This is a genomic window from Pseudonocardia sediminis, assembly GCF_004217185.1.
Taxonomy (GTDB): Bacteria; Actinomycetota; Actinomycetes; order Mycobacteriales; family Pseudonocardiaceae; genus Pseudonocardia; species Pseudonocardia sediminis.
Window position 1 is genome coordinate 2,699,014 of sequence record NZ_SHKL01000001.1, and the last position, 23,518, is coordinate 2,722,531.

The window sequence follows — 23,518 nt, forward strand, 5'->3', positions numbered from 1 at the left end:
ATGGCCGTCGACCCCGTCCAGCTCGCCGTGTTCGCGGTGCTCGGGCTGCTCGCGATCGTGTCCGGCGTCCTGGTGTTCGTCGTGGACTCGATGGCGCGTGCGACGTTCGCCCTGCTGGTCTCGTTTCTCGCCGTCGCCACCCTGGTGCTGATGACCGGCCTGGCCTATCTCGGCGTCGTCATCGTTCTCATGATGATCATCGAGATGGTGATCATGGCCGTTTTCATGATCATGTTCATGATGAACCCGGCCGGCTTGATGCCGATGTCGATGTTCCACAACACCCGAGGGGCCACTGTGATCTCCGGACTGGTGTTTGCCGGTCTGGCCGCGGGGATCGTCGGGGTCGACTGGCCGCAGCGGCGCGCCGCGCCGCCCGCGGATGCGACCGTCGCCCTCGGTGAGGCCCTGATGGGCGGCCACATGCTCACGATGATGGTGCTCGGGGTGACCCTGTTCGCGACGATCGTCGCGACCGTGGTGCTGGCCACCGACCGCGGCCGCTACGACCGTCTCGGCGACGACCTCGACGCCGAGCGCGCCGACGACCCGGCGGGAGGGGGTGTCGGGCGGTGATCCTGGAGGCGTTCCTGCTCGTCGCCGCGGCGTTGTTCGCGATCGGGCTGTTCGGCGCGCTCACCCAGCAGTCGGTCGTGATGCTGATGATGGGGCTGGAGCTGATGATCAACGGGATCATCCTGGCCGCGGCCGCGTTCTGGTTCTTCCTCGCTCCGGCGCCCGACGGCCAGGTGATCGTGGTCGCCGTGGTGACCGCGATGGCCGTCGAGATGGCGATGGGCTTCGCCGTGGTGACGGCGATCTACCGGGCCAAGCAGATCGACATGACCGACTCCGCCGCCGAGCTGGAGGGCTGATCGGTGCTGATCGCCGTGCTGATCGGGGTTCCCGCGGTGGCCGGGGCGCTGCTGCTGGTCCTGCGCCCGGCCCGTGGTGCGGCAGCGGTCGGGATCGGCACGGCGGTGGCGGTGCTCGCGCTGGCCGTCGCCGCAGCCCTCACCCGGCCCTCGCTCGATCTGCCGCTGCTGGCGGGGATCCGGGCCGGTCTCGCCGTCGACGACCTGTCCGCGGTCCTGGTTCTCACGGTCGCGTCGGTGCTGCCGGCCTCGTTGGTGGTCGCGGCCGCGGAGGGCGAGCTGCGCACCGGTCGTTTCCAGGGCCTGATGCTGCTCTTCGCCGCGGCGATGCTGGGCACCGTCACCGCGACGACGGTGCCGCCGCTGCTGATCGCCTGGGAGATCATGGGCGCCACGAGCTGGGCGCTGATCGGTTACCGCAGCGCCGACCGTGCGGCCGCGCGGGCCGGGGCCGTCGCATTCCTGACCACCCGTACGGCCGATCTGGGCATCTACGTGGCCGCTGGTGCGATGCTCGCCGGCGGCATCGGCGGCATCGGCGGCATCGGCGGCATCGGCGGCCTGGAGCTGGCCGATCTCACCGGGACCGAGGGCGGATGGCTGCACGTGGCGGTGGGTGGCCTGGTGCTCGCCGCGCTGGGCAAGTCGGCGCAGCTGCCGTTCAGCTTCTGGCTCTCGGGCGCGATGCGCGGTCCCAGCCCGGTCTCGGCCCTGCTGCACTCGGCGACGATGGTCGCCGCCGGCGCCTACCTGCTGCTGCGGGTGTCCCCGGCACTGGCCGCGACCGGATGGGCCGGGCCGGTCGTGACGTGGATCGGGCTCGGCACCGCGGTGCTGCTCGGTCTGGTCGCGGCCGCCCAGACCGACCTCAAGCAGCTGCTCGCCGCATCGACCTGCTCGCAGATCGGCTTCATCGTCGTCGCCGCGGGCAACGCCGCTGTCGGCGCCGGCCTGCTGCAGACCGTCGCGCACGCCGCGGCGAAGAGCCTGCTGTTCCTCGTGGCCGGCATCTGGCTGGCGCGGCTGGGCACCCGCAGCCTCGACGGTGGCCTGCGCGGCGCCGCCCGCCGGGCCCCGGTGGTGGGTGTCGCGTTCACCGTCGGCGCTTTGGCGCTGGCCGGGTTCGCGCCGTTCGGGCTGTGGATAGGGAAGGACGCGGTGCTCGCGACCTCGCTGGCGGTGTCGCCGGCACAGTACGTCGTCGGCCTGGTGGCGGCTGGGATCGCCGCTGTCTACAGCGGAAAGGCGCTGTGGTTCGTGTGGCGACCCGCCCGCGACGACAGGGTGGCCGTGGCCGCGCCGTCGGTGCTGGTGACGGTCGTGCTCGCGGCGGGCGCGGCGGCCGCCGGGCTGCTCGCGTTCGCGCCCGCGCTGCGACCGGACCCCGTCCCGCACCCGGGGGAGCTCGTGGCCTCTGCTCTGATCGCGGTCGCCGGGGTCGCGGTGGCGTGGCGGATCGGTGACCGCTGCGCCGCGCCGCGGTCGTTGTCGGGGTGGCTGGGCCTGGAATCGCTGGCGGTGCGAGGACTCGCCCGGCCGGTGCTCGTGGCCGCGGCCGCGCTCGCCCGCGCCGACGGTGGTCTGGACCGCGCGGTGACCGGTGCCGCGCGCGGCGTTCTCTCTCTGGCGCTGCTGACCGATCGCCGGGCGGAGCGCGGGGGGCTCGAGGCCACCGTCCGGGCGGTGGCCCGCGGTGCCCGGGAACTGGGTGCGGCGGCGCGGCGACCGCAGACCGGGCAGGTCCACCAGTACTACGCCCAGGCCTCGGTGGGGTTCGGCCTGCTCGCGGCCCTGGCCGTGCTCGTGATCGTGGTGAGGTGAGCAGTGCTCTCGGTGATCGTGTTCCTGCCCGTCGTGGTGGCGGCTGCCATCACCGTCCTGCCCGCCCGGCTCGGGACCCGGTGCTTCGCCGGTGCCTGGGTCGCGACCGGGCTCGCCCAGCTGGTGCTCGTCGCCGTCGTCTGGTCCGCCCTGCCGGGCACCGGGTACGGCGCGGTGGAACGCGTCGAGTGGATCCCCAGCGCCGGGATCTCGTATCACCTCGGGGTCGACGGGCTCTCACTGCCGCTGCTCGCGCTGGTCGCCGTCGTGTTCACTGCCGCCGCGATGTACACCCTGCGCGGTGTGGACCGCCCGAAGAGCTATGTGCTGCTGTTCCTGGCCCTGCAGGCGGTCAGCGCCGGGTTGTTCGTCGCCCTCGACCTGATCCTGTTCTTCCTGTTCTTCGACCTGTCGATCGTGTTCATGTACTTCGTGATCGCGGGGTGGGGGACCGGGGCACCCGCCCGGCGGGCCGCTCTGACGTTCTTCCTCTACACCTTCCTCGGATCGCTGGCGCTGCTGCTCGGGTTCATCCTGCTCGCGCTCGCCGCCGACCGACCCTCGTTCGACATCCCGACCCTCGCCCAGCAGAACCCGCTCGGCGGCGGTGGGACGTATGCGGCGCTGACCCTGTTGGCGATCGGGATCGGCCTGGCCGTGAAGACGCCGGTGTTCCCCTTCCACACCTGGCTGCCGCCCGCGCACACCGAAGCGCCCGCCGCAGGGTCGGCGATCCTCGCCGGGATCCTGCTCAAGATGGGTACCTACGGGTTCGTGCGGATCGCGATGCCGTTGCTACCCGCCACGTGGCGTCAATTCGCGATGGTCGTGGTCGTCGTCGGAGTGGTCTCGGTGATCTGGGGAGCGCTGGTCGCGCTGGCCCAGACCGACCTCAAACGGATGATCGCTTACACCTCGATCAACCACATGGGCTATGTCCTGCTCGGTCTCGGTGCGGCCGGGATGGTCGCCGGGTCCGGGGAACAGGCCCGCCAGCTCGCCACCGCCGGCGCGACTTACCAGATGGTCAGCCACGGCCTGATCACCGCCGCGCTGTTCCTGCTCGCCGGGTCGCTGCACGAGCGCGGCCACACCTACGCCATCGACGCCTACGGTGGTCTCGCGACCCGCACGCCGCGGTTCGCGGGGCTGTTCGCGGTCGCGGCGTTCGCCTCCCTCGGCCTGCCCGGCTTCTCCGGGTTCATCGCCGAGTTCCAGATCTTCACCGGTGCGCTCGGTGCGGCCCCGGTCGCGACGGTGATCGCTGTCACGGGTGTGCTGCTGACCGCGGCGGTATTCCTGCTCGTGATGGGTCGCATGCTCGCCGGGCCGGTCCGGGTCCCGGACGGGCCGGGGACGCCGCGGCCGTTCGCCGACCTCAGCGTCTCCGAGCTGCTCGCGATCGTGCCGCTGCTCGCCGGGGCCACCGTCCTCGGGCTGGCCCCGCGGGTGGTGCTCGATGTGATCGAGCCCGCCGCGCGGGTCCTCAACGACTTCCTCGCGCGGTGACGCCGTGGAGATGATGGCCCCCGGCGACCCGTCGTCGCTGATCCCGGAGATCGCGCTGCTGCTCGGCGCGGTCACCGGGCTGCTGCTGGGCGCTTGGACCCCGCGCCGCCGGCAGTGGATCGTCCGCGGCCTCGCCGCGGTCGCCGCGGGGGTCGGCCTGGCCGCCACGGCGGTCGCGGCGAACCGCCCGCCGGACGTGGTGTTCGGGACCTATGTTCTCGACACCGCCACCCATGCCACCCGGGCGATCGTGCTCGTCGCACTGCTGCTGCTGCTCGCCCTCTGCGGCGACACCGTCGCCGGGCACCGCAGGGAGACCGAGTTCGTGGTGCTCCTGCAGCTCGGCGCGCTCGGCTCCATGCTGCTCGGCGGCGCCGCCGACCTGATCCTGTTGTTCGCGGCGTTCCTGCTGGCCAGCGTCCCGCTCTACGCCCTGACCGGCTGGTCGAAACAGGGGACCGCACCCGAGGCCGCCCTGAAGTACTACCTCGCCGGCGCTCTGGCCGGGGTGGTGACCGCGGCCGGGGTCACCCTGCTGTTCGCGGTCTCCGGGGCCACCGGCTACGACGCGCTCGCCGCCGAGCTCACTCGGGGCCCGGCCGCCGTGGCCTCGGTGGGGCTGGTCGCGGTGTTGGCCGGTCTGGCGTTCAAGGCCGGCGCCGTGCCGGCACATTTCTGGGTCCCCGACGTCAGCGACGGCACCCCACCGGCGGTCGCGGCGGTCGTCACGACGCTGCCCAAGATCGGCGCCGTGGTCGCCATGGCCCGGCTGCTGGAGGCGGCCATCCCGCCCGTCGTCGTCGACTGGCCCCTGCTCGTCGCCGTCCTGGCGGCTCTGAGCATGACCGTGGGCAACCTCGCCGCGTTCGCGCAGACATCGGTCCTTCGGCTGCTGGGCTACTCGACGGTCTCGCAGGTCGGCTATCTGCTGATGGGGGTCGCCGTGGCGGGGCGGACGGGGCGGGCCGAACCGGCGCTGCTGTTCTACCTCGCTGCCTACGCGGTCACCAACGTCGCCGCGTTCGCCGTGGCTGCAGCCACCGGCCGGCGCACGCTGGCGGGACATCGTGGCCTGGCCCGCCGTGATCCCGTGCTCGCGGTGGCACTCGTCGTCGCTCTTCTCGGGCTGGTGGGGACTCCGCCGACCGCGGTGTTCCTCGGCAAGCTGACAGTGTTCAGCGCGGCGGTCGACGGTGGTTTCGCCTGGCTCGCCGTGCTCGCCGCGGTGAACACCGTCGCCTCATTGTTCTACTACCTGCGATGGGTCGCCCCGGTGTTCCGCGATCCTGTCGACGACGCAGACACAGCGGTAATGCGCACGCGGGGGTGGGCTCGCGACACCGCGATCGGCGCAGCCGCGCTGTCCGTCCTTCTCGGCGTTGCCGGTGGTGTGGTGCTGACCGCATTCGGCTCGGTCACGTGAGCGGCGCATGGAGCGGCGCAGGTAGCGTCGGTGTCGTGAACGGGCGACGGTGGGGGCGGGTACTGCTCCTGACCCTGCCGGTGTTGTTCGGGCTCCTGGGCATGCACGCGCTGGTCGTGGTTCCGGCTACCGGCACCGGCGGCATGGATCACCCGCCGGTCGCGGAGGCGACGCCGGTCCCCGGTCCGCACGTCGCTGCCACGACACCGGTTGTCGCTGCCGCCACCCGTGGCGAGCAGAGCCCTCCGGCCGGGCACGGTGGACATGACGGGGGCATGGGCCACCTGATGCACCTGTGCCTGGCTGTCCTGGCCGGTATCGCTGCGGTCCTGCTCGTGGCCGGGATCATCCTCGGCCTCGTGCCGCTTCCGGTGTCGACGGGTCGTGCCCGCCGGTGGGCGCGTGCGATGTCGGTTGCCCGTCCGCCCCCGGTCTCGAGACGGCTCGCCCAGCTCTGCGTGATGCGGAACTGATCGGCCCCCAGCGCGGGAGAGCGCTGGATCACGGCCGATCACAACGTTCCGTCATGACAGGAGTCCACCACACCATGAAGATCAAGAACGTGGCGCTGGCCGCCACGTCGCTCGCCGCTGCCCTCGTCCTGTCCGCCTGCGGCTCGGGGGACTCCCCGGGCACCGCCGCCGGCGCACCGCCTGTCCCGAGCTCGGCGGCGTCGCCCGGCTCGCAGCAGGTCTCGGCTGAGCACAACGCCGCCGACATCGCGTTCGTCCAGGGGATGATCCCCCATCACCGGCAGGCGGTGGAGATGGCGAAGCTCGCCGACGACCGTGCGGGCGACGGGGTCAAGGACCTCGCTACCCGGATCGAGCAGGCCCAGGGGCCGGAGATCGAACAGATGCGGGGCTTTCTCACCGCCTGGGGTGCGCCGGAGTCCGGGCCCATGAGCTCCATGCCGGGCATGGAGTCCGGGGCCATGGGGGGCATGCAGGGGATGATGTCCGGGCAGGAGATGGCGCAGCTCGGGCAGGCATCCGGTGCCGAGTTCGACCGCATGTTCCTCCAGATGATGACCGCTCACCACGAGGGGGCCGTGCAGATGGCTCGGACCGAACTCTCGGCCGGTGTCAACCCGCAGGCCAAGGCCCTGGCGCAGCAGATCATCGACGCGCAGCAGGCTGAGATCACCGAGATGCGGGGCCTTCTCGGCTGACCTCGTCGCCGGTGGGGGCCGCGGAGTCTCCGCGGCCCCCACTGGCAATACCCCCAAGGGGTATGTAACCTGGATCGTGTGAATACCCCCCACTCGTATAAGAATGAAGTGGGCGCAGTCGAGTTCCGGACACCGACCACTCGACGTCTACCTCGAACCGCAACCTATGGCCGGCCATCGTCGCCGCGGCGACCTCGGGGCCCGGACGTGCTGTCGGGCGCTGCCTGACAGGCTGCCTACTCGTCGCACTTCGAACCGCCACGTCACCGGCGCGGTTCGAACGACGGTGCGCGAAGGCTGCCGATGAGGCGCGATGAGGAGACGGCCGACCCCGTCTTTTCCAGTGAACTGGTGGCGCGGTCGTACCGCGTGCTCGACGAGGCCCGGTACCTCGCTCTCGCCACGGTCTCGCCGAACGGGATGCCGTGGTCGGCGGTGCTGCAGTACACCTGGCTCGACTTACCTCTACGGTTCGTGGTCGGATCCGCAACCGGCTCTCAGTTACGAGGATCTCGGGTTCGGCCGGCTCGCCGCGCGGATGATCAGGGCGGGTCTGAACGGCGACCGCGCCAACGCCGTCGGTGTCGCCGAGCACGCGAACAGGTCTCCGGACGAGCTGGTGGCCATGGCACGTGAGCACGTCCAGCCCAGGGGTCTGACGTCGATGATGGGCGGCCGGATCGCCCTGACCGACGGCATGATCCACCACCAGGACATCCGCCGGCCCCTCGGAATGCCACGAGAGATCCCCGCCGACCGGCTCGTCGCCGCACTCGAGACGGCGAAGACGGCACCGACGATCAGCGCCGCGAAGCGCATCAAGGGCCTGCGGCTGGTCGCGACGGATCTGGACTGGAGCACCGGTGACGGCCCCCTGGTCGAGGGCACGGGGGAGGCGTTGCTGATGGCGATCGCGGGCCGTCGCGGCATCGTCGCGGAACTCTCCGGCCCGGGTGCGGCGACGTTGATCGACCGGATCGGCGGCTGACCCGCTGCGGGGAACTCTTCACGCTGAGGAAACCCACGCCGTCCGCAGCGCCGTAGCGTTCACCGGACGTCGATCCACACCAGGAGGTGCGACTCATGGCGCGAATCCCACTCGTCGACCACCACGACCCGAATGTCGACCCGACCGCCCGCGCACTGTTGCAGGCCGCGGAGGACGCTCAGCCCGACGTCGGGGTCCTCAACGTCCACAAGGCGCTGGCGAACCACCCGGCGGCGTTGCAGAAGTTCATGGAGTTCGCGCAGGTCGTGTACTTCGAGAACTCGATGCCGGACGCGAAGACCCGCGAGCTGCCCTACCTGACCTCGGCGGTCGCGAACAACTGCTTCTATTGAACGCCGACCCACTTGGTGCTCGGTCGAGCATCCGGACTGACCGACGAGCAGATGTCGCACCTGCTCGACGACCCCCTGCCGGAGGGCATGTTCACCCCGGCGGAAGAGGCGATCATCGTCTACGCGCGCACCTCGACGTGGTTCCAACCGATCACCGACGAGATCTGGGACGACCTGCGCGCGCACTTCACCGAGAAGCAGTGCATGGAGATCTCGTTCACCGTCGGCCTCGACCAGCTGGTGAGCCGTTTCCACGCCACGGTGCAGACCGACGTCGACTCAGTCACCACCGACCAGCTCACCGGGTCGTGTCCGGTGGCTCTACCACCGCCGCCGGGGGCGCCGCCGTCGTAGCGAAGCGGGTTCGCCCGTGCTCCGGTCGCATGGTCACCGTGCTACCGGAGCACGGGGACGCGGCTGTACCTCGGGTGATGGCCCGCTATATACCGAAGGCCCCGCCTTCGATCAGGATGACCAGGCCGATCCCGATCAGCACGACCGGCAGGATGATGTGTCCCCACCGGGCGAGGGTGCGGGCGACCGGCGGCCGGGTGGCGAAGAACCGGCCGGTCGCGCACCAGACGGCGACGAGCACCAGGAACACTGCGACGTAGGTGACCATCCCCGCGGTTCCGGCGTTGGCGAGGACCGGAACGTACACACCGATGTTGTCCCCGCCGTTGGCCAGCGTGACCGTCGCGACGGTGAGTATGCCGACGTCACCGTCGTTCGGAGAGTCGGTCTCGGAATCGTGGCGCTCGCGCCAGGCCGTCCACGCCGCTCGGATCCCGAGCAGCAACGGCAGGATCCCCAGGTAGGGCAGAACGGACTCCGGGAGAAGGCCGGCGCCGAGCGCTCCGACGACGGCTGCCGCCACGATGCCCGCGAATCCCAGGTACTGCCCGATCACCACGATCGACGCTCCGCGCGGCCGTCCGCGGACTCGTGCGAAGAACAGCGCGAGGATGAGGATGTCGTCGATGTTGGTGACGGCGAACATGCCTGCGGCCTGGGCGACCACCCCCAGCGACATACGGTGCCCCTCTCCGGCTGCGGATCGGTTCTGTTTCCTTGCCGGCCATGATGCTGTGTGAGATCAGGCCAGCGCGGGGCGCCTGCCCGACGTCCGGGTTCGCGGACGGGGCGATCCGCTGACTGCCGGGTTCGGATGAGCCTCGCGTCCACGCGGCGCCGGATATGCCCGGCTCCCGCTACGCTCCCGGAACCGTCGGAAGGGGACATCGTGACGGACGGTTCGGACGAAGCCACTCTGACCTGCGCGTGCTGCGGCCTGCCCAAGGAACCGGCCGATGTCGCGCGACTCGGAACCCGGCCCGAGATCGCAGTGTGCGGCAGTTGTGCTCACGGTATGGCCGGGCGTCTGGCCAATCGCCCCTCGATCACACCGATCTTCCCCGTTCACGACATGCCCGCCGTGCGGGACTTCTGGACCCGCGCCGGCCTGCGCGTCGAGGAGTACAGCCCCGAGTACGCCTTCGTCATGTTCGGTGACGCCGAGGTTCTGCACCTGGACCTGGCGCCGGGCCTGGAGCCGGAGCGCAACGCCGCGGCCTGCTACATCCACATCGCCGACCCCCGTGAGTGGCACCGGCGGTGGAAGGAGCAGGGCCTGCCGGTGAGCGACGTCGTCGTCGAGCCATGGGGGATGGTCGAGTTCAGCGTGCGGGACCCGAGTGGAAACCTGATCCGGATGGGCCGTAACGACTGACCGGCGCGGCCCCGTTCTCAGCTGGTGTGGAGTCCGGGGTCATCCCGCCTCATTCGCCAGCCGTGGCCTGCCCGGCCTCGACAGGTGCTCGCTCTAGGATTGCCGTCGTGGCGTTCTTCCGGATCTCGTTCGCGGCCGATCTGCTCGGGGTCAGCAATGACACGGTCCGTCGGTGGATCGAGAGCGGAACCCTGCCGGCGACCACGGACGCGTCGAACGTGAAGGTCGTCGACGGGCTGGCTCTGGCCGCTCTGTGCCGGGATCACGCGATCGCGGCTTCGGACCCGTTGACGGTGCAGACCTCGGCCCGGAACCGGTTCGTCGGTCTGGTGACCGAGGTGGAGACCGATCCCGTCATGGCCCAGGTCGAGATCCAGAGCGGCTCGCACCGGGTGGTGTCGCTGATGACGTCGGAGTCCGTCCAGGAGCTCGGCCTCGTCCCTGGGGAGCTCGCGGTGGCAGTCGTGAAGTCGACTGATGTGATCATCGAGGTTCCGAGGAAGTAGCGGAGTCGGGGTTCCCAGCGCCCGCTCCGGGCCGCATCGGTATGGAGTATCGGGACCGTTCCGCCGGTCAGGCGTGGACCGCCTGGACGACATAGGTGAGGGCGAGCCCGACGGCCAGGGCGCCGAGGAGAGTCCGAAGTGCGGCCTCGGGGACCCTCGGCTGTAGGCGCGCACCGAGGTAGCCGCCGATCAGACCGCCGAGCCCACACAGGAGCCCGACACCCCAGTTCGGGCTGACCGGACCCTCTGCGGTGAGCGAGAGGAACCCGTACGTGGCGACACCGGCAATCGAGGTCAGAAACGTCGCGGCCAGGGCCGCGGGGGCCACCGTCGCCACGGACAGGCCCGCGCCGACGAGAAGCGGGCCGAGCAGCGACCCGCCGCCGATGCCGTAGATGCCACCGACCGTTCCGACGGCCAAGCCGAGCGCGGCGATCGCCCTGGCGCCGATCGGGCGCGCTCGCGGGGGCCGGTCGCGACGGCGGGTGCACAGCCAGATCCCCAGCGGCAGGAGGACCGCGGCAGCGAGAAGCCGAAAGACGCGATCGCCGGGCGCGATGTAGACCCGGATCGCTGTGCCGACCACGACGCCAGGCAGCGTCCCGCTGATCAGCTGGCGGGTCAGGGACCCGACGAGGATGCCGGTCTGGCGATGTCGCAGCAGCGCTCCAGGTGTGGAGACGACGTTGAACAGCAGGTTGGTCGGGGTCACGGCTGGACTGGGGATGTGCAAGATGTCGAGCTGGACCGGGAGCAGGAACACCGCGCCGGACACACCGACCGGGGCCGTGACGATCGCAACGACCAGACCGGCGCCGAACGCCAGGAGTGCGACCTGCAGGCTCACATAAGAATTGTTACCGAGCGCGGCCGCGCGGTCCCAATCGCCCGATAGCTTGGCACCGGCGACGTTCCAGGTGCCCGACCATGACACGAGCGACGCCGCCGTCGAAGCCGCCACAGAGGTTCGCGGTCGGCACTTCACCGAGTGGATTCCGCACCTCAACGAGCTGCGAGCCGCAAGGCTCGCGAGGCGCCGGTTATGGCACCTATCAACTCTTTTGATTCTGTGATGCTTTCTACGTACGCGTCGGCAAGATACTTCTTCGCGAAATATACGGCTTTCTGAAACAACGTTGTCCGGGGCGGCATGCCGGCGAGGCTAGCGGGGACCACCGACAAGACTGGGTGCGATGCTCCTAAGGAGGTAGTGCCCATGTCCTTGGTCTCAGCCATCCGGGCGCTCGACGATCGCGAGGAACATCGAGGGAACATCCTGGCTGACGCTCTCGGCCGACTACGATGGCCGCCATGTCGGCCAGGCCCTCACCACCTTTCCCGGATCCAGACTCTGAAATCTTGCGCTTGATCATTACGAACGCGGTCAACGCCATAAAGACCGGCGAGACCGACGCACGGGGTGCGATCCTCCACGCCGCCGTGCACGCCTGGTACGAGGGGGCACATCCAAGGCGAGGACGCCTGTCCCGGCTGTGACTTCCGTGGTGAGTTGCGCAAGCAGCAAGATCGAGGCTGGGTAGATCCCGACATGAACAGATCGTCGGGGCGGACTGCCGCTGGGGACCGTCTGGGGACCACACGCTGTGCACGCCTCCGAACATCCCCAGCGTCGGTACCGTCGTCGATGACCTGCCGGACGCGCATGACGTGCGAAAACGCCAGAACCCACGTCCTGGGGGTCAAGGGGTCGCAGGTTCAAATCCTGTCGTCCCGACAGGCCGAAGGCCGGTATCCGAGAACGTCGGGTACCGGCCTTTCTTCGTTTGAACTGCGGTTTCGCATAGCGGTTGGGCCGGGCGCAGCCAAGTGGAAGGGCCGCAAGGAGAAGCCCCACCGAGCAGATCGGCACTGGGCCACAGCGTGGAGCCCGCAACAGATCAGCCACCGTCTGCGGCTCGAGTTCCCCGATGATGAGTGCATGCGGATCAGCCACGAGGCGATCTAGCAGGCGTTGTTCATCCAGGGACGCGGTGCTCTCAAGCGTGAGCTCGTCGCGTGCTCGCGCACCGGGCGCGCGCTACGAGAGCCGCGGTCCAGGACGCGGAACAAGCCGCACGGGCACGTCACCGCCGACGTGGTCCTCTCCGAGCGTCCGGCCGAGGCCGCGAGCCGTTCCACACTCCTGGTTTCATCTGCCGCGGCCGGCCGGTTGGGGCGAGAAGACGCCAGTGAAGAACGGGCGCTCGCTCGGCGGTTACGGCGCCGTCGCGATGAACGCCGCGCTCGCGGCGTCGACGGCGCAACTGCCCGAGCAGCTACGAAAGACGCTCACCTGGGATCGCGGCAAGGAACTGTCCGGGCACCGGCGCCGACACTCCCGGTTGGGCAACCTGAGCCCCGCTGCCTACGAACAGCAGATCACGACACAGACCGAGGTGTCCGGCTGATGGGGGTCACTTCAACGGCCTGTGGTCAAGGCCTGGAACGCGATCGGTTCCGGTTCCCTGGCCAACCACGGAAAGCCGGCCGGAAGCCCGCCCGCATCGCCATCCCCGTCGCTGCCGACGACCAGCGGGATCGCGAGATCGGCATGAACTGGTCGATGACACCCGGGTTCGACGGGCTCGACGCGGGGACGCTCGCGGAATCCTGGCGACAGCAGCCAGGCACTCCCTGCTACTGCTCCGACCTCACCAGCGGCGAAATGCCCGGCGCCCTGGCAGCGACGGACGCGGCGCGTGCACCGATACGGCGAGACCTCGCCGTCGCCGCGATCCAGGAACGGGTCGGCGACCCCACCACGAACCCGGGACCGGAGTGGGGCGTCCGTCTGAGCCGAGTCATGGTCATGTGACCCCTCACGGATCAGCTTCGACGTCCCTGGCGATCTCAGGGAAGCTTCCGGTTCACACCGGGACAGAACGTTCTTCTCAGCCCACGAGGGATCCGGTCGCCCGCGACCACGAGCGTTGACACAGCATCAGCCCACAGCGGCGGTTCGATCGTGCGGGGGAGGTCGAGGTGGACAAGGACCTGCCCACATCGGAGGAGCTGGCGGACGCGAATAGATTATGATAAAAATCTATCTGCCCTGGGGAGTTCCCACTTTGTCCGCCCGGTAGTTCTTCCCGGCCGTGTTCATGGAGGACTCGAGGCGGCGACGTTCGGACGACATCGAGGAGCACGGCATGACCGACATTCCCGGAGCGGTGGCGCTGGTGACCGGCGGGCAGCGCGGACTGGGTGGAGCCTTCACCCGAGCGCTGCTCGACCGCGGTGCGGCGAAGGTGTACGCCACCGCGCGCGAGCCCCGGCCGTCCGACGATCGGCGGATCGAGGCGGTGGGGCTCGACGTCACCGACCAGGCGTCGGTCGACGCGCTGGCTCGCCGGGCCGGCGACGTGACGCTGGTGTTCAACAACGCCGGGGTGCTCCATCCGAGTCCGCTGCTCAGCGGTGACATATCCGAGATCGCCGCGACGTTCGAGACCAACGTCTTCGGGGCGCTGCGGATCGCGCGGGCCTTCGCCCCCGCCCTCGCGACGAACGGTGGCGGCGCGCTGGTCGACATCCACTCCCTGCTGTCCTGGGGGTCCGGTGCCGGGGCCTACGGGGCGTCGAAGGCCGCGCTGTGGTCGATCACCAACTCGCTGCGGGGTGAGCTCGCCGGTCAGGGGACCCACGTGGTCGGGGTGCATCTCGGTTTCGCCGACACCGAGATGGTCGCGGCGGTCCCCACGGACAAGATCGCACCGTCGGAGGTGGCACGCATCGTGCTCGACGGCATCGAGCGCGGCGACACCGAGATCCTCGTCGACGACGCCACCCGTGCGGTGAAGGCGGCGTTGTCGGGGCCGGTCGAGGGACTGGCCGTCCCGATCGGCCGCTGAACCAGCACGTTTTCTGAAGGGCACGAGCAGCTCGCCGTGCGCCGTCGACGGCGGGACCGGCCGGGCTGCTCGACAACGTGAGAGGGAACCATGCCGCTCTGGTCGGTCCACCACCCGCCGAAGGCGTACTCCGCGCAGGACAAGCGTGACTTCGCCACGGCCGTCACCGGCTACTACACCCGCGTCGGGCTGCCGAAGTTCTACGTCGTCGTGAACTTCCAGGAGGTCGACGCGGAGTCGCTGTTCGTCGGAGGCGAGCCGGCCACCGACACCGTCCGGATCGTCATCGAGCACATCGCCCGTCACAGCAAGGACCCCGAGAGCCGGAAGCGGATCGGGGAGAGCATCCAGAAGGTGATCGCGCCCTTCACCGTCGACCGCGGCCTCCACACCGAGTTCCACGTCGACGAGACACCCCAGGACCTCTGGATGATCGACGGGCTGTGGCCGCCGCCGGGCGGCAGCGACGCCGAGAAGCTGTGGGTCGAGCAGAACCGCCCGATTCCGTACCAGCTCGACCAGGAGCCGAACCCGGTCTCCGGGCACTGACGCGTCCACCGTGCACGATCCCGGCCAGGAGGCCACCACGTGAGCAGACTCGAGGACCATCCCACCGTTCGTGCGGTCCGTGCCCAGCGGGCCACGGTGCACTCCGGTGACCCCGCCGTCGGCGCCCACACGAAAGCCGGCGGCGAGGCGGCAGAGCCACTCGACGCGGACCGGCTGCGTCAGCTGTGCCTCGACCTCGGTGCCGACGACGTCGGTTTCGTCGAGATCGAGCGGGCGGAGATCGCCGATCAGCGGGCCGACGTCGAGGCGGCTCTGCCGGGTGCGCGCACCCTGATCAGCCTCGTGCGCAGGATGAATGTCGAGGCGATCCGCACCCCGGCCCGCTCGGCGGGCAACGTGGAGCTCCACCACACGGTCGACTCCCTCGACGACCTCGGCCACGACATCTGCCGCGCGTTGCAGGAACGCGGCGTCCGGGCGTTGAATCCCGCGGCCGCCTTTCCGATGGAGACGGGGAACTGGCCCGGCAAGATCTGGGTCGTGAGCCACAAACCGGTCGCCGTCGCGGCCGGCATGGGGAAGATGGGCATCCACCGCAACGTCATCCACCCGCGCTTCGGGAACTTCATCCTGCTCGGCACCGTGATCATCGAGGCCGAGGTCGACCGCTACGACCGGCCGATCGACTTCAACCCCTGCCTGGAGTGCAAGCTCTGCGTCGCGTCGTGCCCGACCGGCGCGATCAGCAAGACCGGCGAGTTCAACTTCTCCGCCTGCATCACCCACAACTACCGCGAGTTCATGACCGGCTTCGGGGACTGGGTCGGAGACGTCGCGGCGGCGTCGGGGCCCGAGGACTACCGGGGACGGGTGTCCGATCCGGAGACCGTCTCGATGTGGCAGAGCCTGTCGTTCGGACCCCAGTACAAGGCCGGGTACTGCGTCTCGGTCTGCCCCGCGGGCGAGGACGTCATCGGACCGTTCCTCGACGACCGCAAGGCCCACATGAACACCGTGGTCAAACCCCTGCAGGACAAGCAGGAGCCGGTCTACGTGCTGGCCGGCGGGGACGCCGAGGAGCACGTCGAGAAGCGCTTCCCGCACAAGACCGTGCGACAGGCCGGGCTCGGCATGCGGCCCGGCACGCTCGACGACTTCGTCCTGGGGCTGTCCCTGCTGTTCCAGCGACGTCCCGCCGCAGGCCTCGAGGCGGACTACCACTTCACCTTCACCGGCGCCGCGGACCGCCGTCTCACAGTGGGCATCCACGACCGGGCCGTGACCGTGTCGGAGGGCCTGCACGGGCGACGCCGACGTCGCAGTCGTCGCCGACACCGACGCATGGCTCAGGTTCGTCGCGCGTGGCCCGTCGAACCCGGTGGCGAGCGTCCTGGCGCTGGCTCCGGCCCTGCTGCGCCGCAGGATCAGCCTGCGTGGAGACCCCCGCCTGCTGCTCCGCTTCGGCGCCTGCTTCCCGTTCTGAGCGGCCGCGGCACACCGGAGGGGTGGGCCCTGAACGGGCGTAATCTATCGGCGGCGCGCGGGGGTCCGTCCTCGGCGACCTCATCAGCAGGCAGGGGAGGTTCGATGCCCAGGGTGTCGCGCGAGCAGCGGGCGCTCAACCACGAGCGGGTCATGGAACAGGCATCGCGCCTGGTTCGGGAACGTGGCTCCGGGGTGAGCGTCGCCGAGCTCATGGCGTCGGTGGGGCTGACGCCCGGAGGCTTCTACAAGCACTTCGCCTCCAAGGGCGACCTGCTGGCACAGGCGAGCGCCGCCGCGTTCGAGGAGCGTCTGGCCTCACTGTCCCGGCTCGCCGACACCCCGGACCGCGCCGCGGCCCGCGAGAGGTTCGTCTCCGATTACCTGTCGACCGGACATCGCGACCACCCTGCGCAGGGCTGTGCCGCAGTCGCCCTGGCGACCGACGCAGCCCACCGGGAGGCCGATGACCCTCTCCATCGCAGCTACGTCGCCGGGCTGCGTGCCATGGTGGAGGCACTGGTCGCGCTGGGCCCCGCCGCACACGGCGAGCAGCCACCGGGGCCGGGTCGGTCCGGCGCCCCGGATGCCGACGGTGATCCCGAAGCCACGGCGCTCGCCGACCTCGCCACCCTCGTCGGGGCGGTGGTCGTCGCCCGTGCCACCGTCGGCGACGACGTCTCCGAGCGTGTCCTCGCCGCCGCGCGTGACCGCTTGCTGCAGCGCTGACGGCTCAGGCTACGGAACACCGCGGTCTCCCAGCGTTCGACGTAGCGGCGGCGCCGCCGGTCGAACGCCTTGCGCCACGGCTCCTCCAGCGACCGGTCCTCCCGCTGATAGATGCTGACCAGGTCGTGGCGGGCCAGGGTGAAGCCGACGTGGAGGAACGCTCCGCGGCTCCGCGACTTGACGCGGCGATGATCGGCCGCTCGACGCCCAGGCCGCCGTTGAGCTGCCGCCGTACCCCGCCGAGGCTCCCGACGACCGCCTCGGCGGGCACCGGGGACCCCGGTGAAGTAGACGTCGTTGACGGTGTGCCCGTACATCGTGTCGATCGGACGGATCACGACACCGAGCGCGTCCGCGGGAACCATCAGCAGAGTGAGGCCCTCGTGCTTGCTGCCGGAGGAGTCGGGGAGGGCCAGCACCAGGATGTGCCGGGCCAGGTGGTCCAGGTGGTCCACGTCTTCTGCCCATCGAGCACGAACCCGTCCTCGTCGCGGACCGGGGGCATCCGAGCCGCGGCGAGATCGGATCCGGCACCGGGCTCGCTCAACGCGATCGCTTCGAAGTTCCCTGCGCAGATGGGCTCGACGACGGTCCGCTTCTGTTCGTCGGTCCGCCAGCGCAGGCAGGTCTGCGCGGCGGTCAACCCGGTTCCGTAGGCCGTGGTGGGAGCGCGTCCGCGCGCGGACCTCCTCGAGGAACAGGCATTCTTCGACGAACGTGCCTCCCTGCCGCGCCGGACGGCGCCGGCGAAGCCACGCTGTTCCACGGAGAAGCGCATGTCAGTGGGTGCGGTAGCTGCCGAAGTCCGGCTGCCGCTTCTCGTTGAACGCGGTGATGCCTTCCTTGGCCTCCTCGGTCTCGCCGAACAGCTTCAGCGTTGTGTAGGCCATGTTGCCGATGCTGATGAGATGTTCGGTGTCGGTGTTGAAGGACTGCTTGAGCACCTTCAGCGCGGTGGGGGAGTAGGCGTTCATCGTGTCCGCCCACTCGCGGACCGCGGTGCGCAGCTCCGCTGCCGGGACCACCTTGTTGACCAGGCCCCAGTCCAGGGCCTCCTCGGCGGACAGCCTGCGCAGCATGAACCAGATCTCGCGGGCGCGCTTCTCCCCGACGACCCGGGCCAGGTAGCCGGAGCCGAGGCCGGCGTCGAACGATCCGACCTTCGGCCCGTTCTGTCCGAACGTCGCGGTGTCGGCGGCGATGGTCAGATCGGCGAGCACGTGGAGCACGTGGCCTCCACCGATGGCGATGCCGTTGACCGCGGCGACGACCGGCTTGGGCACATCCCGGATCACCCGGTGCAGGGACTCGACCTCGAACAGGCCGGACTCCGAGGGCCCGTAGTCCCCGGACTCCATACGCTGCTTCTGGTCCCCGCCGGAGCAGAACGCCTTGTCGCCCGCGCCGGTCAGCGCGATGACCCCGACCCCGTCGTCGGCCCAGGCGAACTTGAAGGCGAGGACGAGCTCGTCGACCGTGCGAGCGCGGAACGCGTTGTACCGCTCGGGACGATTGATGGTGATCCACGCCAGGCCGTCATCGACCTCGTAGGTGATGTCGGTGAGGTCCTCGGGCTTCATCTCGTCCCTTTCCTCGACGGTGAGTACGGCGTGCGGACCGTAGCGCTTGTCGACGACGGCGGTACCTGCTGAGGATGATCGTCTCGTCGACGCGGAAGGTGTTCTCGGACAGCGCGGCGGCAGCCCGAGCGTCGAGCAGCTCGCCGGCGAACGGCAGCTCGCTCTCGTCGAGCCGCAGGCCGCGCACAGCCGGGTCCGGATGTCCAGGCGACTCAGCGGTCGATCGTCGCGGCGCTGAAGGCCGTGAGCACGTCCTGTCCCTCGGCGGCCAGGGACGTGTAGCCGTACGTCCCCTCATCGCGGAGCTCGCGCGCGGCCCGGGCCATCGCGGCGTACGCGACCTGCCCGAACGCGCCGCCGACGGAGATCCGGGCGACTCCGACCGACGCGAGCTCGGCCACCGGCGGTAGCCCGGCCCGGGCCAGCACGGACACCGGTCGGTCCACCGATGACACGACGGCCCGCACCTCGTCGAGTGTCGTCAGGCCGGGCGCGTACAGCACGTCGGCTCCGGCCTCCTGGAACGCCTGCAGGCGCGCGATCGTGTCGTCGAGGTCTGGGTTGCCGCGGAAGAAGTTGTCGGCCCGGGCGGTCAGGACCAGCCGCCCACGAGCCGCGTTCGCGGCCGCGGTGACCCGCTCGACCGCCTCGGGCAGCGGGCAGATCGCGCCGCCGACCCAGTCCTCGATGGAACAGCCGGCGAGTCCGGTCGAGGCGGCTCGGCCGACGATGGCGCGGATTCCCGCCGGTCCCTCCGCGAATCCGTCCTCGAGGTCTGCGGAGACCGGTACGTCGACGGCCGCGACCAGCTTCGAGGCGTGATCGAGCGCCTCGCCCGGAACGACCGAGCCGTCCGGGCGCCCGAGCGTCGCCGCGTGCCCGCTGCTCGTCGTCCCGAGCGCGCGGAAGCCGAGCGACGCGAGGACCCGGGCGCTGCCGATGTCGTACGGGTTCGGCATCAACAGTGGGCTGCCCGGGACGTGCAACGCGGCGAACGCCTCAGCGCTGTTCTCCATGCCGCCGAGTCTAGGTGCCCGCCACGACGTCGATCACGACGCACGGGGTGACGACCGCGCTCCCGAAACGAGTGCCGACGGTGGTCCGACCGGCCGGGCCGAGTACGGTGCGCCGGTGCACGGGGGCCGGACGATCATGGCCCTCGTCGCACTGGTCCTGGCCGGCACCGTCGGCTGCGCTGCCTCTCCGGCACCGGCCACCGCACCGAGGGCCACACCGTCGCCGCCCCTGTCGCGGCTGACCGGGCTACCGTCGGACCCGGGTGCTCCGGTGTTCGCCGTGAAGATCGACAACACGGCGAAGGCGCGCCCGTGGGACGGCGTGGAGTCCGCCGACATCGTCTACGTCGAGCCGGTCGAGGGTGGTCTCACCCGGCTGCTGGCCGTGTTCGCGTCCCGGCTGCCGACGTCGGTCGGGCCGGTGCGCAGCGCCCGTGAGACCGACATCGGCGTTCTCGGCGCCTACGGCAGGCCGGCCCTCGTCTTCTCGGGCGCCGCCCCGCCCGTCCTGGACCAGATCCTCACCGCGCCGGTGGTCCCGACCGTGCCGCGCGACGTACCGGGGGCGTTCCGGCGCGACGACCGGCGGCCGGCGCCGGTGAACGTCTACGTGGACCTGGCGGCCCTGCGCGGATCGGTCCCGCAGGCCGGCCCGGCCCGCGACATCGGACTGCGCTTCGGTCCGGTGCCGGCCGGAGGAGCGCCGGTCCCGGGGCGCACCGTGCAGGTGGGCTCCACCCCGGTCACCGTCACGTGGAACGGCCGGGACGACGCCTGGACGGTCGCGACCGGCGGTGAGACCGCGGTGTTCGGTCCCGACCGGCGACCGGTGCAGGCGGACACGGTGCTCGTGCAACGGGTCCGCGTCGGGGAGTCGTCGATCCGGGACAGCGCCGGCTCCGTCTCCCCGATCGCGATCACCGTGGGCGAGGGCGAGGCCGAGGTCCTGCGTGACGGCCGGTCCTTCCCCGCGCGGTGGTCCCGCCCGGCTCCGGGCGCCCCCACCCCGCCTGACCGGGCCCGACGGCCGGGAGGTGCCTCTGAGCCCGGGGCGTACGTGGGTGCTGCTCACCGCGCAGTGACGCGCCGGCCGGGGTCGGTGTCCGAGGCGGGGGCGGGGGCGGGGCCGATGTCGCCATCTCGTGCCCGGCACGGCGTGAGCACGGTGCGGGTGAACGGGCCGCCGTTCGCCGCGGCGTGCGCGACCGCCTCGTCGGCCCGGTCGAGCCCGAACGTCGTGACCTGCTCGTGGTCGAGGTCGAGCAGCCCGGACCGGACCAGCGCCACCACCCCGGTGACGGCGTCGCGCGGGTACATCCACTGCCCGCGCACGGTGACCGAGTTCCGCATCAGCCACGGGTAGGGCAGCGCCAGGTCGTCCCCGCCCAGCATGCCGACCCCGCCCATCAGCACCACGCGCCCGTACTCCCGCACCGCCATCGCCGCGGCGCGCACCACCGCCGCGTCGGCGGCCGGGGGCAGGAGGTCGAGGACGACGTCGACCGGGCCCGCGGCCGCACGCAGCGCGGCGGTGTCGGCCTCGGCGTCCCCGCCGAGCACGACGGTGCGGACCCGGGGACCGAAGCGCTCACGCAGGTCCTGCAGCACCGCGCGGTTGCGCCCGGCGGCCACGACCGCACCGGCCCCCATCGCCAGCCCGGTGGCCACCGCGGCGCTGCCGAAGTTCCCGGTCGCCCCGCTGACCAGCAGCGTCTCGCCGGCCTTCAGCCCGGCCGCGAGGAGCCCGCCGTAGGGGACGAGATACACCCCGACGGCACTGAAGCCGACGGGGTCCACACCCTCGTGGAGCGGTGCGACGTTCTCGGTCGGCACGACCATCCGCTCCGTGAACGATCCGTCGTGGAAGTGCCGCGACAGCCGCAGCCCGCCCTCGCCCCGCGAGCTCCAGCCCTGCAAGGTGATGTCCGGCGTGCGTGCGTCGTCGCGTGAGCGCACGGTGGCGTCGCACCACACCAGGTCGCCGGTGCTCAGCCGGGTGGCGTCCGGGCCCGCGGCGAGCACACGGCCCACCCCTCCCAGCCCGGGGACCACCGGCGGCTCCAGGGGATAACGCCGCTGCCCGGAGAAGACCTCTGCGGCGTAGGGCAGGACGCACGTCGCGAGCACCTCGACGAGGACCTCGCCGCCGCCGGGTCGCGGTTCGACGACCTCCCTCACGACCAGCGGTTCCCCGAACCGTTCCAGCACTGCAGCTCTCATCGTGAACCGTCCCTTCCGTTGTCGTGAACCCGACGCTAGGCCGGTGCGTGGCCATGCGGCCAACGACTCTTCGGCATACCGGCCATGCGTCCTCGTCATGGACCCGGGCGTTGCGCAGGCCGGTCGGCGGGCTCGAGATCAGGCGGGTCCGCCCAGTGCCCGGGCGACGGCGGCGACGGCAGCGGGGCGCGGTCCGGGTGGTTCGGCCAGCACGGTCCGTCGCTGCTCGACCGAACCGGCGTCCTCCACGGGCAGAAGCAGGATTCCCGGTGGGAGTGCGGGGGCGAGTGCCTCGGGCACGGTGGTGATCCCGCAACCCGCCTGCACCAGGTGCAGTTTGGTCAGCCAGTCGCGGGCGTGGTGACGCACCCGGGGGTGTCCGGGCAGGCCGGGCCAGACCCCGAGGAGCGGCTCGGTCGCGGTCGCGGGGCCGGCGATCCAGTCGGCGTCGGTGAGGTCGGCGACGGTCAGTGCCCCGAGGCCGGAGAACGGGCCGGGATCGGCCACCGCCACCCGCAGGGCGCCCTCGTCGAGGGTCTGCAGCCGCAGCCGGGGAAGTTCGGTGTCCGGTGGGTGGTGCGGCGGGCGGGAGCTGATCACCGCGAGGTCGAGGGTGCCGGCGCGCAGGGCACGGACCAGGGCCGGGGTGGTGCCGTCACGGGTGATGACCTCGATGTGGGGGTGCCGGCGGCGCAGCGTGGACAGCGCGCGGGGGAGCAGTGCCGCACCGGCGCTGAGGTAGACGCCCAGACGAACCGGTTCGATGGTCGCCTCGGCCCCGGACAGCTCGCGTCCGGCCGCCGCGATCGCATCCAGGGCGACGCGGGCGTGCCGGAGCAGCGTCTGGCCGGCGGGGGTGAGCCGGGCGCCGGCGGCGGAGCGCTCGATCAAGGCGGCGCCTGCGGCCCGTTCCAGTGCGGCCACCTGCCGGGACACCGCGGGCTGGGTATAGCCCAGCGCAGCTGCCGCCGCGGTGAAGGTGCCGCGTTCGGCGATCGCGCGGAGCACACGCAGACCGGTGATCGTCGGCTCCATTATCGGATCGTATAAGCGACCTACCGGATGTGCGTGCGATGCATGACGTGGCTCGGCGTCACGGTCTCCGGTCCGTCCGCCTCGGGCGGTTCTCGAGGTCTTCGAAGATGAGTGACGTGCGGGTTCCGAGCACCCCGGGCATGTCCTGCAGGCGTTCGAGGACCAGGCGGCGTAGTGCGTCGTTGTCGGTGGTCCGCACCAGCAGGATGACGTCGAACTCGCCACCTACGAGGGCCATGTGGTGGATCTCGGGGATCTCACGCAGGCGTTCGCGCAGCTCCCGCCAGGCGCTCTGGCGAACCGTCATCGTCACGTAGGCGGAGGTCGTGAGGCCCATGGCGGCGGGGTCGGTGAGGACGGTGAACCCGGTGACCACGGAGGAGCCGGTGAGGCGCTCGAGCCGGGTGTAGGCGGCGGCACGGGAGATCGGGATCCGTTCGGCCAGCGCCCGGACCGAGAGCCGGCCGTCGGCCTCCAGCTCCGCGATGATCCGCCGGTCCACCTCGTCGAGTCGCGCCGCGTCGTCCATGCTCGCCTCCCCTGATCGGGCCGATGGTCCGGTCGCCCACCGTGCCGCGGTGCCGCCGCGAGACGGATGGCGCGGCCGCAGCACGACCGGCGGTCATCCGTCTCGACATGGTTGCCGGTACTTTACGTTCGTCGGGGCCGGGGGACATCGTGATCAACGAAGTGTTCGTCGATCGCTCGAAGAAGGTGTGA

At 70.9% G+C, this 23,518-nt stretch carries 24 protein-coding genes and 2 pseudogenes; 19 read left to right on the forward strand and 7 right to left on the reverse strand.

What is annotated here, in order from left to right; all coding sequences use genetic code 11:
* The 10 genes from EV383_RS12600 to EV383_RS12645 all read left to right on the forward strand — a co-directional run bounded on the left by EV383_RS12600 (window position 1) and on the right by EV383_RS12645 (window position 8,494).
* The gene (locus EV383_RS12600) at window positions 1–576 is read left to right on the forward strand and encodes an NADH-quinone oxidoreductase subunit J (RefSeq protein ID WP_130290089.1); all 576 of its coding nucleotides are present in this window, start codon (window positions 1–3) and stop codon (window positions 574–576) included.
* Entirely contained in the window at window positions 573–875 is a 303-nt protein-coding gene (nuoK, locus tag EV383_RS12605; RefSeq protein ID WP_130290090.1) for an NADH-quinone oxidoreductase subunit NuoK, read from the forward strand. Before EV383_RS12600 ends, nuoK begins: the two co-directional genes overlap by 4 nt.
* A gap of 3 nt (window positions 876–878) precedes the next feature.
* Window positions 879–2,696 carry a proton-conducting transporter transmembrane domain-containing protein gene (locus EV383_RS12610; protein WP_130290091.1) on the forward strand — a complete coding sequence of 606 codons (1,818 nt, stop codon included), beginning with the start codon at window positions 879–881 and terminating at the stop codon, window positions 2,694–2,696.
* Between the two features lie 3 nt (window positions 2,697–2,699).
* Complete coding sequence (locus tag EV383_RS12615; RefSeq protein ID WP_130290092.1) at window positions 2,700–4,205, forward strand: complex I subunit 4 family protein; 1,506 nt, start codon at window positions 2,700–2,702, stop codon at window positions 4,203–4,205.
* 10 nt (window positions 4,206–4,215) lie between these two features.
* Window positions 4,216–5,628: an NADH-quinone oxidoreductase subunit N gene (locus EV383_RS12620; protein ID WP_341273751.1), complete on the forward strand. Its 1,413-nt coding sequence runs from the start codon at window positions 4,216–4,218 to the stop codon at window positions 5,626–5,628.
* A gap of 35 nt (window positions 5,629–5,663) precedes the next feature.
* Complete coding sequence (locus EV383_RS12625) at window positions 5,664–6,101, forward strand: DUF6153 family protein (protein ID WP_130290093.1); 438 nt, start codon at window positions 5,664–5,666, stop codon at window positions 6,099–6,101.
* A gap of 53 nt (window positions 6,102–6,154) precedes the next feature.
* Window positions 6,155–6,799 (forward strand): DUF305 domain-containing protein, encoded by a 645-nt coding sequence (locus EV383_RS12630; RefSeq protein ID WP_242623055.1) that lies wholly within the window; start codon window positions 6,155–6,157, stop codon window positions 6,797–6,799.
* Between the two features lie 538 nt (window positions 6,800–7,337).
* Entirely contained in the window at window positions 7,338–7,787 is a 450-nt protein-coding gene (locus EV383_RS12635) for a maleylpyruvate isomerase family mycothiol-dependent enzyme (RefSeq protein ID WP_130290095.1), read from the forward strand.
* A gap of 95 nt (window positions 7,788–7,882) precedes the next feature.
* Window positions 7,883–8,140: a carboxymuconolactone decarboxylase family protein gene (locus EV383_RS12640; protein ID WP_130290096.1), complete on the forward strand. Its 258-nt coding sequence runs from the start codon at window positions 7,883–7,885 to the stop codon at window positions 8,138–8,140.
* 51 nt (window positions 8,141–8,191) lie between these two features.
* Window positions 8,192–8,494: a carboxymuconolactone decarboxylase family protein gene (locus EV383_RS12645; RefSeq protein ID WP_130290097.1), complete on the forward strand. Its 303-nt coding sequence runs from the start codon at window positions 8,192–8,194 to the stop codon at window positions 8,492–8,494.
* 85 nt (window positions 8,495–8,579) lie between these two features.
* Here the strand turns inward: EV383_RS12645 and EV383_RS12650 are convergent, their stop codons facing one another.
* The gene (locus EV383_RS12650) at window positions 8,580–9,173 is read right to left on the reverse strand and encodes a cadmium resistance transporter (RefSeq protein WP_130290098.1); all 594 of its coding nucleotides are present in this window, start codon (window positions 9,171–9,173) and stop codon (window positions 8,580–8,582) included.
* A gap of 393 nt (window positions 9,174–9,566) precedes the next feature.
* Between EV383_RS12650 and EV383_RS12655 the strand changes: the two genes are divergently transcribed.
* Complete coding sequence (locus EV383_RS12655) at window positions 9,567–9,869, forward strand: VOC family protein (protein WP_130290099.1); 303 nt, start codon at window positions 9,567–9,569, stop codon at window positions 9,867–9,869.
* Window positions 9,870–9,976: 107 nt separating this feature from the next.
* Window positions 9,977–10,375 (forward strand): TOBE domain-containing protein, encoded by a 399-nt coding sequence (locus EV383_RS12660; protein ID WP_130294333.1) that lies wholly within the window; start codon window positions 9,977–9,979, stop codon window positions 10,373–10,375.
* A gap of 67 nt (window positions 10,376–10,442) precedes the next feature.
* Here the strand turns inward: EV383_RS12660 and EV383_RS12665 are convergent, their stop codons facing one another.
* Window positions 10,443–11,222 carry a TSUP family transporter gene (locus tag EV383_RS12665; protein WP_130290100.1) on the reverse strand — a complete coding sequence of 260 codons (780 nt, stop codon included), beginning with the start codon at window positions 11,220–11,222 and terminating at the stop codon, window positions 10,443–10,445.
* A gap of 951 nt (window positions 11,223–12,173) precedes the next feature.
* Here EV383_RS12665 and EV383_RS12675 point away from each other — a divergent pair.
* The 5 genes and pseudogenes from EV383_RS12675 to EV383_RS31670 form a co-directional block, all read left to right on the forward strand.
* A pseudogene (locus EV383_RS12675) lies at window positions 12,174–12,699 on the forward strand (transposase); the annotation flags it as partial.
* Between the two features lie 83 nt (window positions 12,700–12,782).
* The gene (locus tag EV383_RS12680; RefSeq protein WP_207223503.1) at window positions 12,783–13,190 is read left to right on the forward strand and encodes an NAD(P)-binding domain-containing protein; all 408 of its coding nucleotides are present in this window, start codon (window positions 12,783–12,785) and stop codon (window positions 13,188–13,190) included.
* Between the two features lie 334 nt (window positions 13,191–13,524).
* On the forward strand, window positions 13,525–14,226 hold the full coding sequence (locus EV383_RS12685; RefSeq protein WP_130290101.1) for an SDR family oxidoreductase: 702 nt from the start codon (window positions 13,525–13,527) through the stop codon (window positions 14,224–14,226).
* Between the two features lie 90 nt (window positions 14,227–14,316).
* Window positions 14,317–14,775 (forward strand): tautomerase family protein, encoded by a 459-nt coding sequence (locus tag EV383_RS12690; RefSeq protein ID WP_130290102.1) that lies wholly within the window; start codon window positions 14,317–14,319, stop codon window positions 14,773–14,775.
* A 39-nt stretch (window positions 14,776–14,814) separates the two neighbouring features.
* Window positions 14,815–16,947: a TetR family transcriptional regulator gene (locus EV383_RS31670; RefSeq protein WP_207223504.1), complete on the forward strand. Its 2,133-nt coding sequence runs from the start codon at window positions 14,815–14,817 to the stop codon at window positions 16,945–16,947.
* A 779-nt stretch (window positions 16,948–17,726) separates the two neighbouring features.
* On the opposite strand, the gene EV383_RS12705 is transcribed toward EV383_RS31670, so the two are convergent.
* Together EV383_RS12705 and EV383_RS12710 are read right to left on the reverse strand one after the other, a co-directional pair.
* Window positions 17,727–18,527, reverse strand: coding sequence for an enoyl-CoA hydratase-related protein (locus tag EV383_RS12705; RefSeq protein ID WP_130290104.1), 801 nt, complete (start codon window positions 18,525–18,527; stop codon window positions 17,727–17,729).
* 212 nt (window positions 18,528–18,739) lie between these two features.
* Entirely contained in the window at window positions 18,740–19,543 is an 804-nt protein-coding gene (locus EV383_RS12710) for an isocitrate lyase/PEP mutase family protein (protein WP_130290105.1), read from the reverse strand.
* A gap of 136 nt (window positions 19,544–19,679) precedes the next feature.
* Between EV383_RS12710 and EV383_RS33065 the strand changes: the two are divergent.
* Window positions 19,680–20,537: pseudogene (locus EV383_RS33065) on the forward strand (DUF3048 domain-containing protein); the annotation flags it as partial.
* A gap of 74 nt (window positions 20,538–20,611) precedes the next feature.
* Here EV383_RS33065 and EV383_RS32140 read toward each other — a convergent pair.
* From EV383_RS32140 to EV383_RS12730, 3 genes are all read right to left on the reverse strand, one after another.
* Window positions 20,612–21,763, reverse strand: a complete 1,152-nt coding sequence (locus tag EV383_RS32140; RefSeq protein ID WP_130290107.1) for an alcohol dehydrogenase catalytic domain-containing protein — start codon at window positions 21,761–21,763, stop codon at window positions 20,612–20,614.
* A gap of 138 nt (window positions 21,764–21,901) precedes the next feature.
* On the reverse strand, window positions 21,902–22,798 hold the full coding sequence (locus tag EV383_RS12725) for a LysR family transcriptional regulator (protein WP_130290108.1): 897 nt from the start codon (window positions 22,796–22,798) through the stop codon (window positions 21,902–21,904).
* Window positions 22,799–22,856: 58 nt separating this feature from the next.
* Window positions 22,857–23,327 carry an Lrp/AsnC family transcriptional regulator gene (locus EV383_RS12730; RefSeq protein WP_130290109.1) on the reverse strand — a complete coding sequence of 157 codons (471 nt, stop codon included), beginning with the start codon at window positions 23,325–23,327 and terminating at the stop codon, window positions 22,857–22,859.
* A gap of 23 nt (window positions 23,328–23,350) precedes the next feature.
* Between EV383_RS12730 and EV383_RS32145 the strand changes: the two genes are divergently transcribed.
* Entirely contained in the window at window positions 23,351–23,518 is a 168-nt protein-coding gene (locus EV383_RS32145; RefSeq protein ID WP_242623056.1) for a hypothetical protein, read from the forward strand.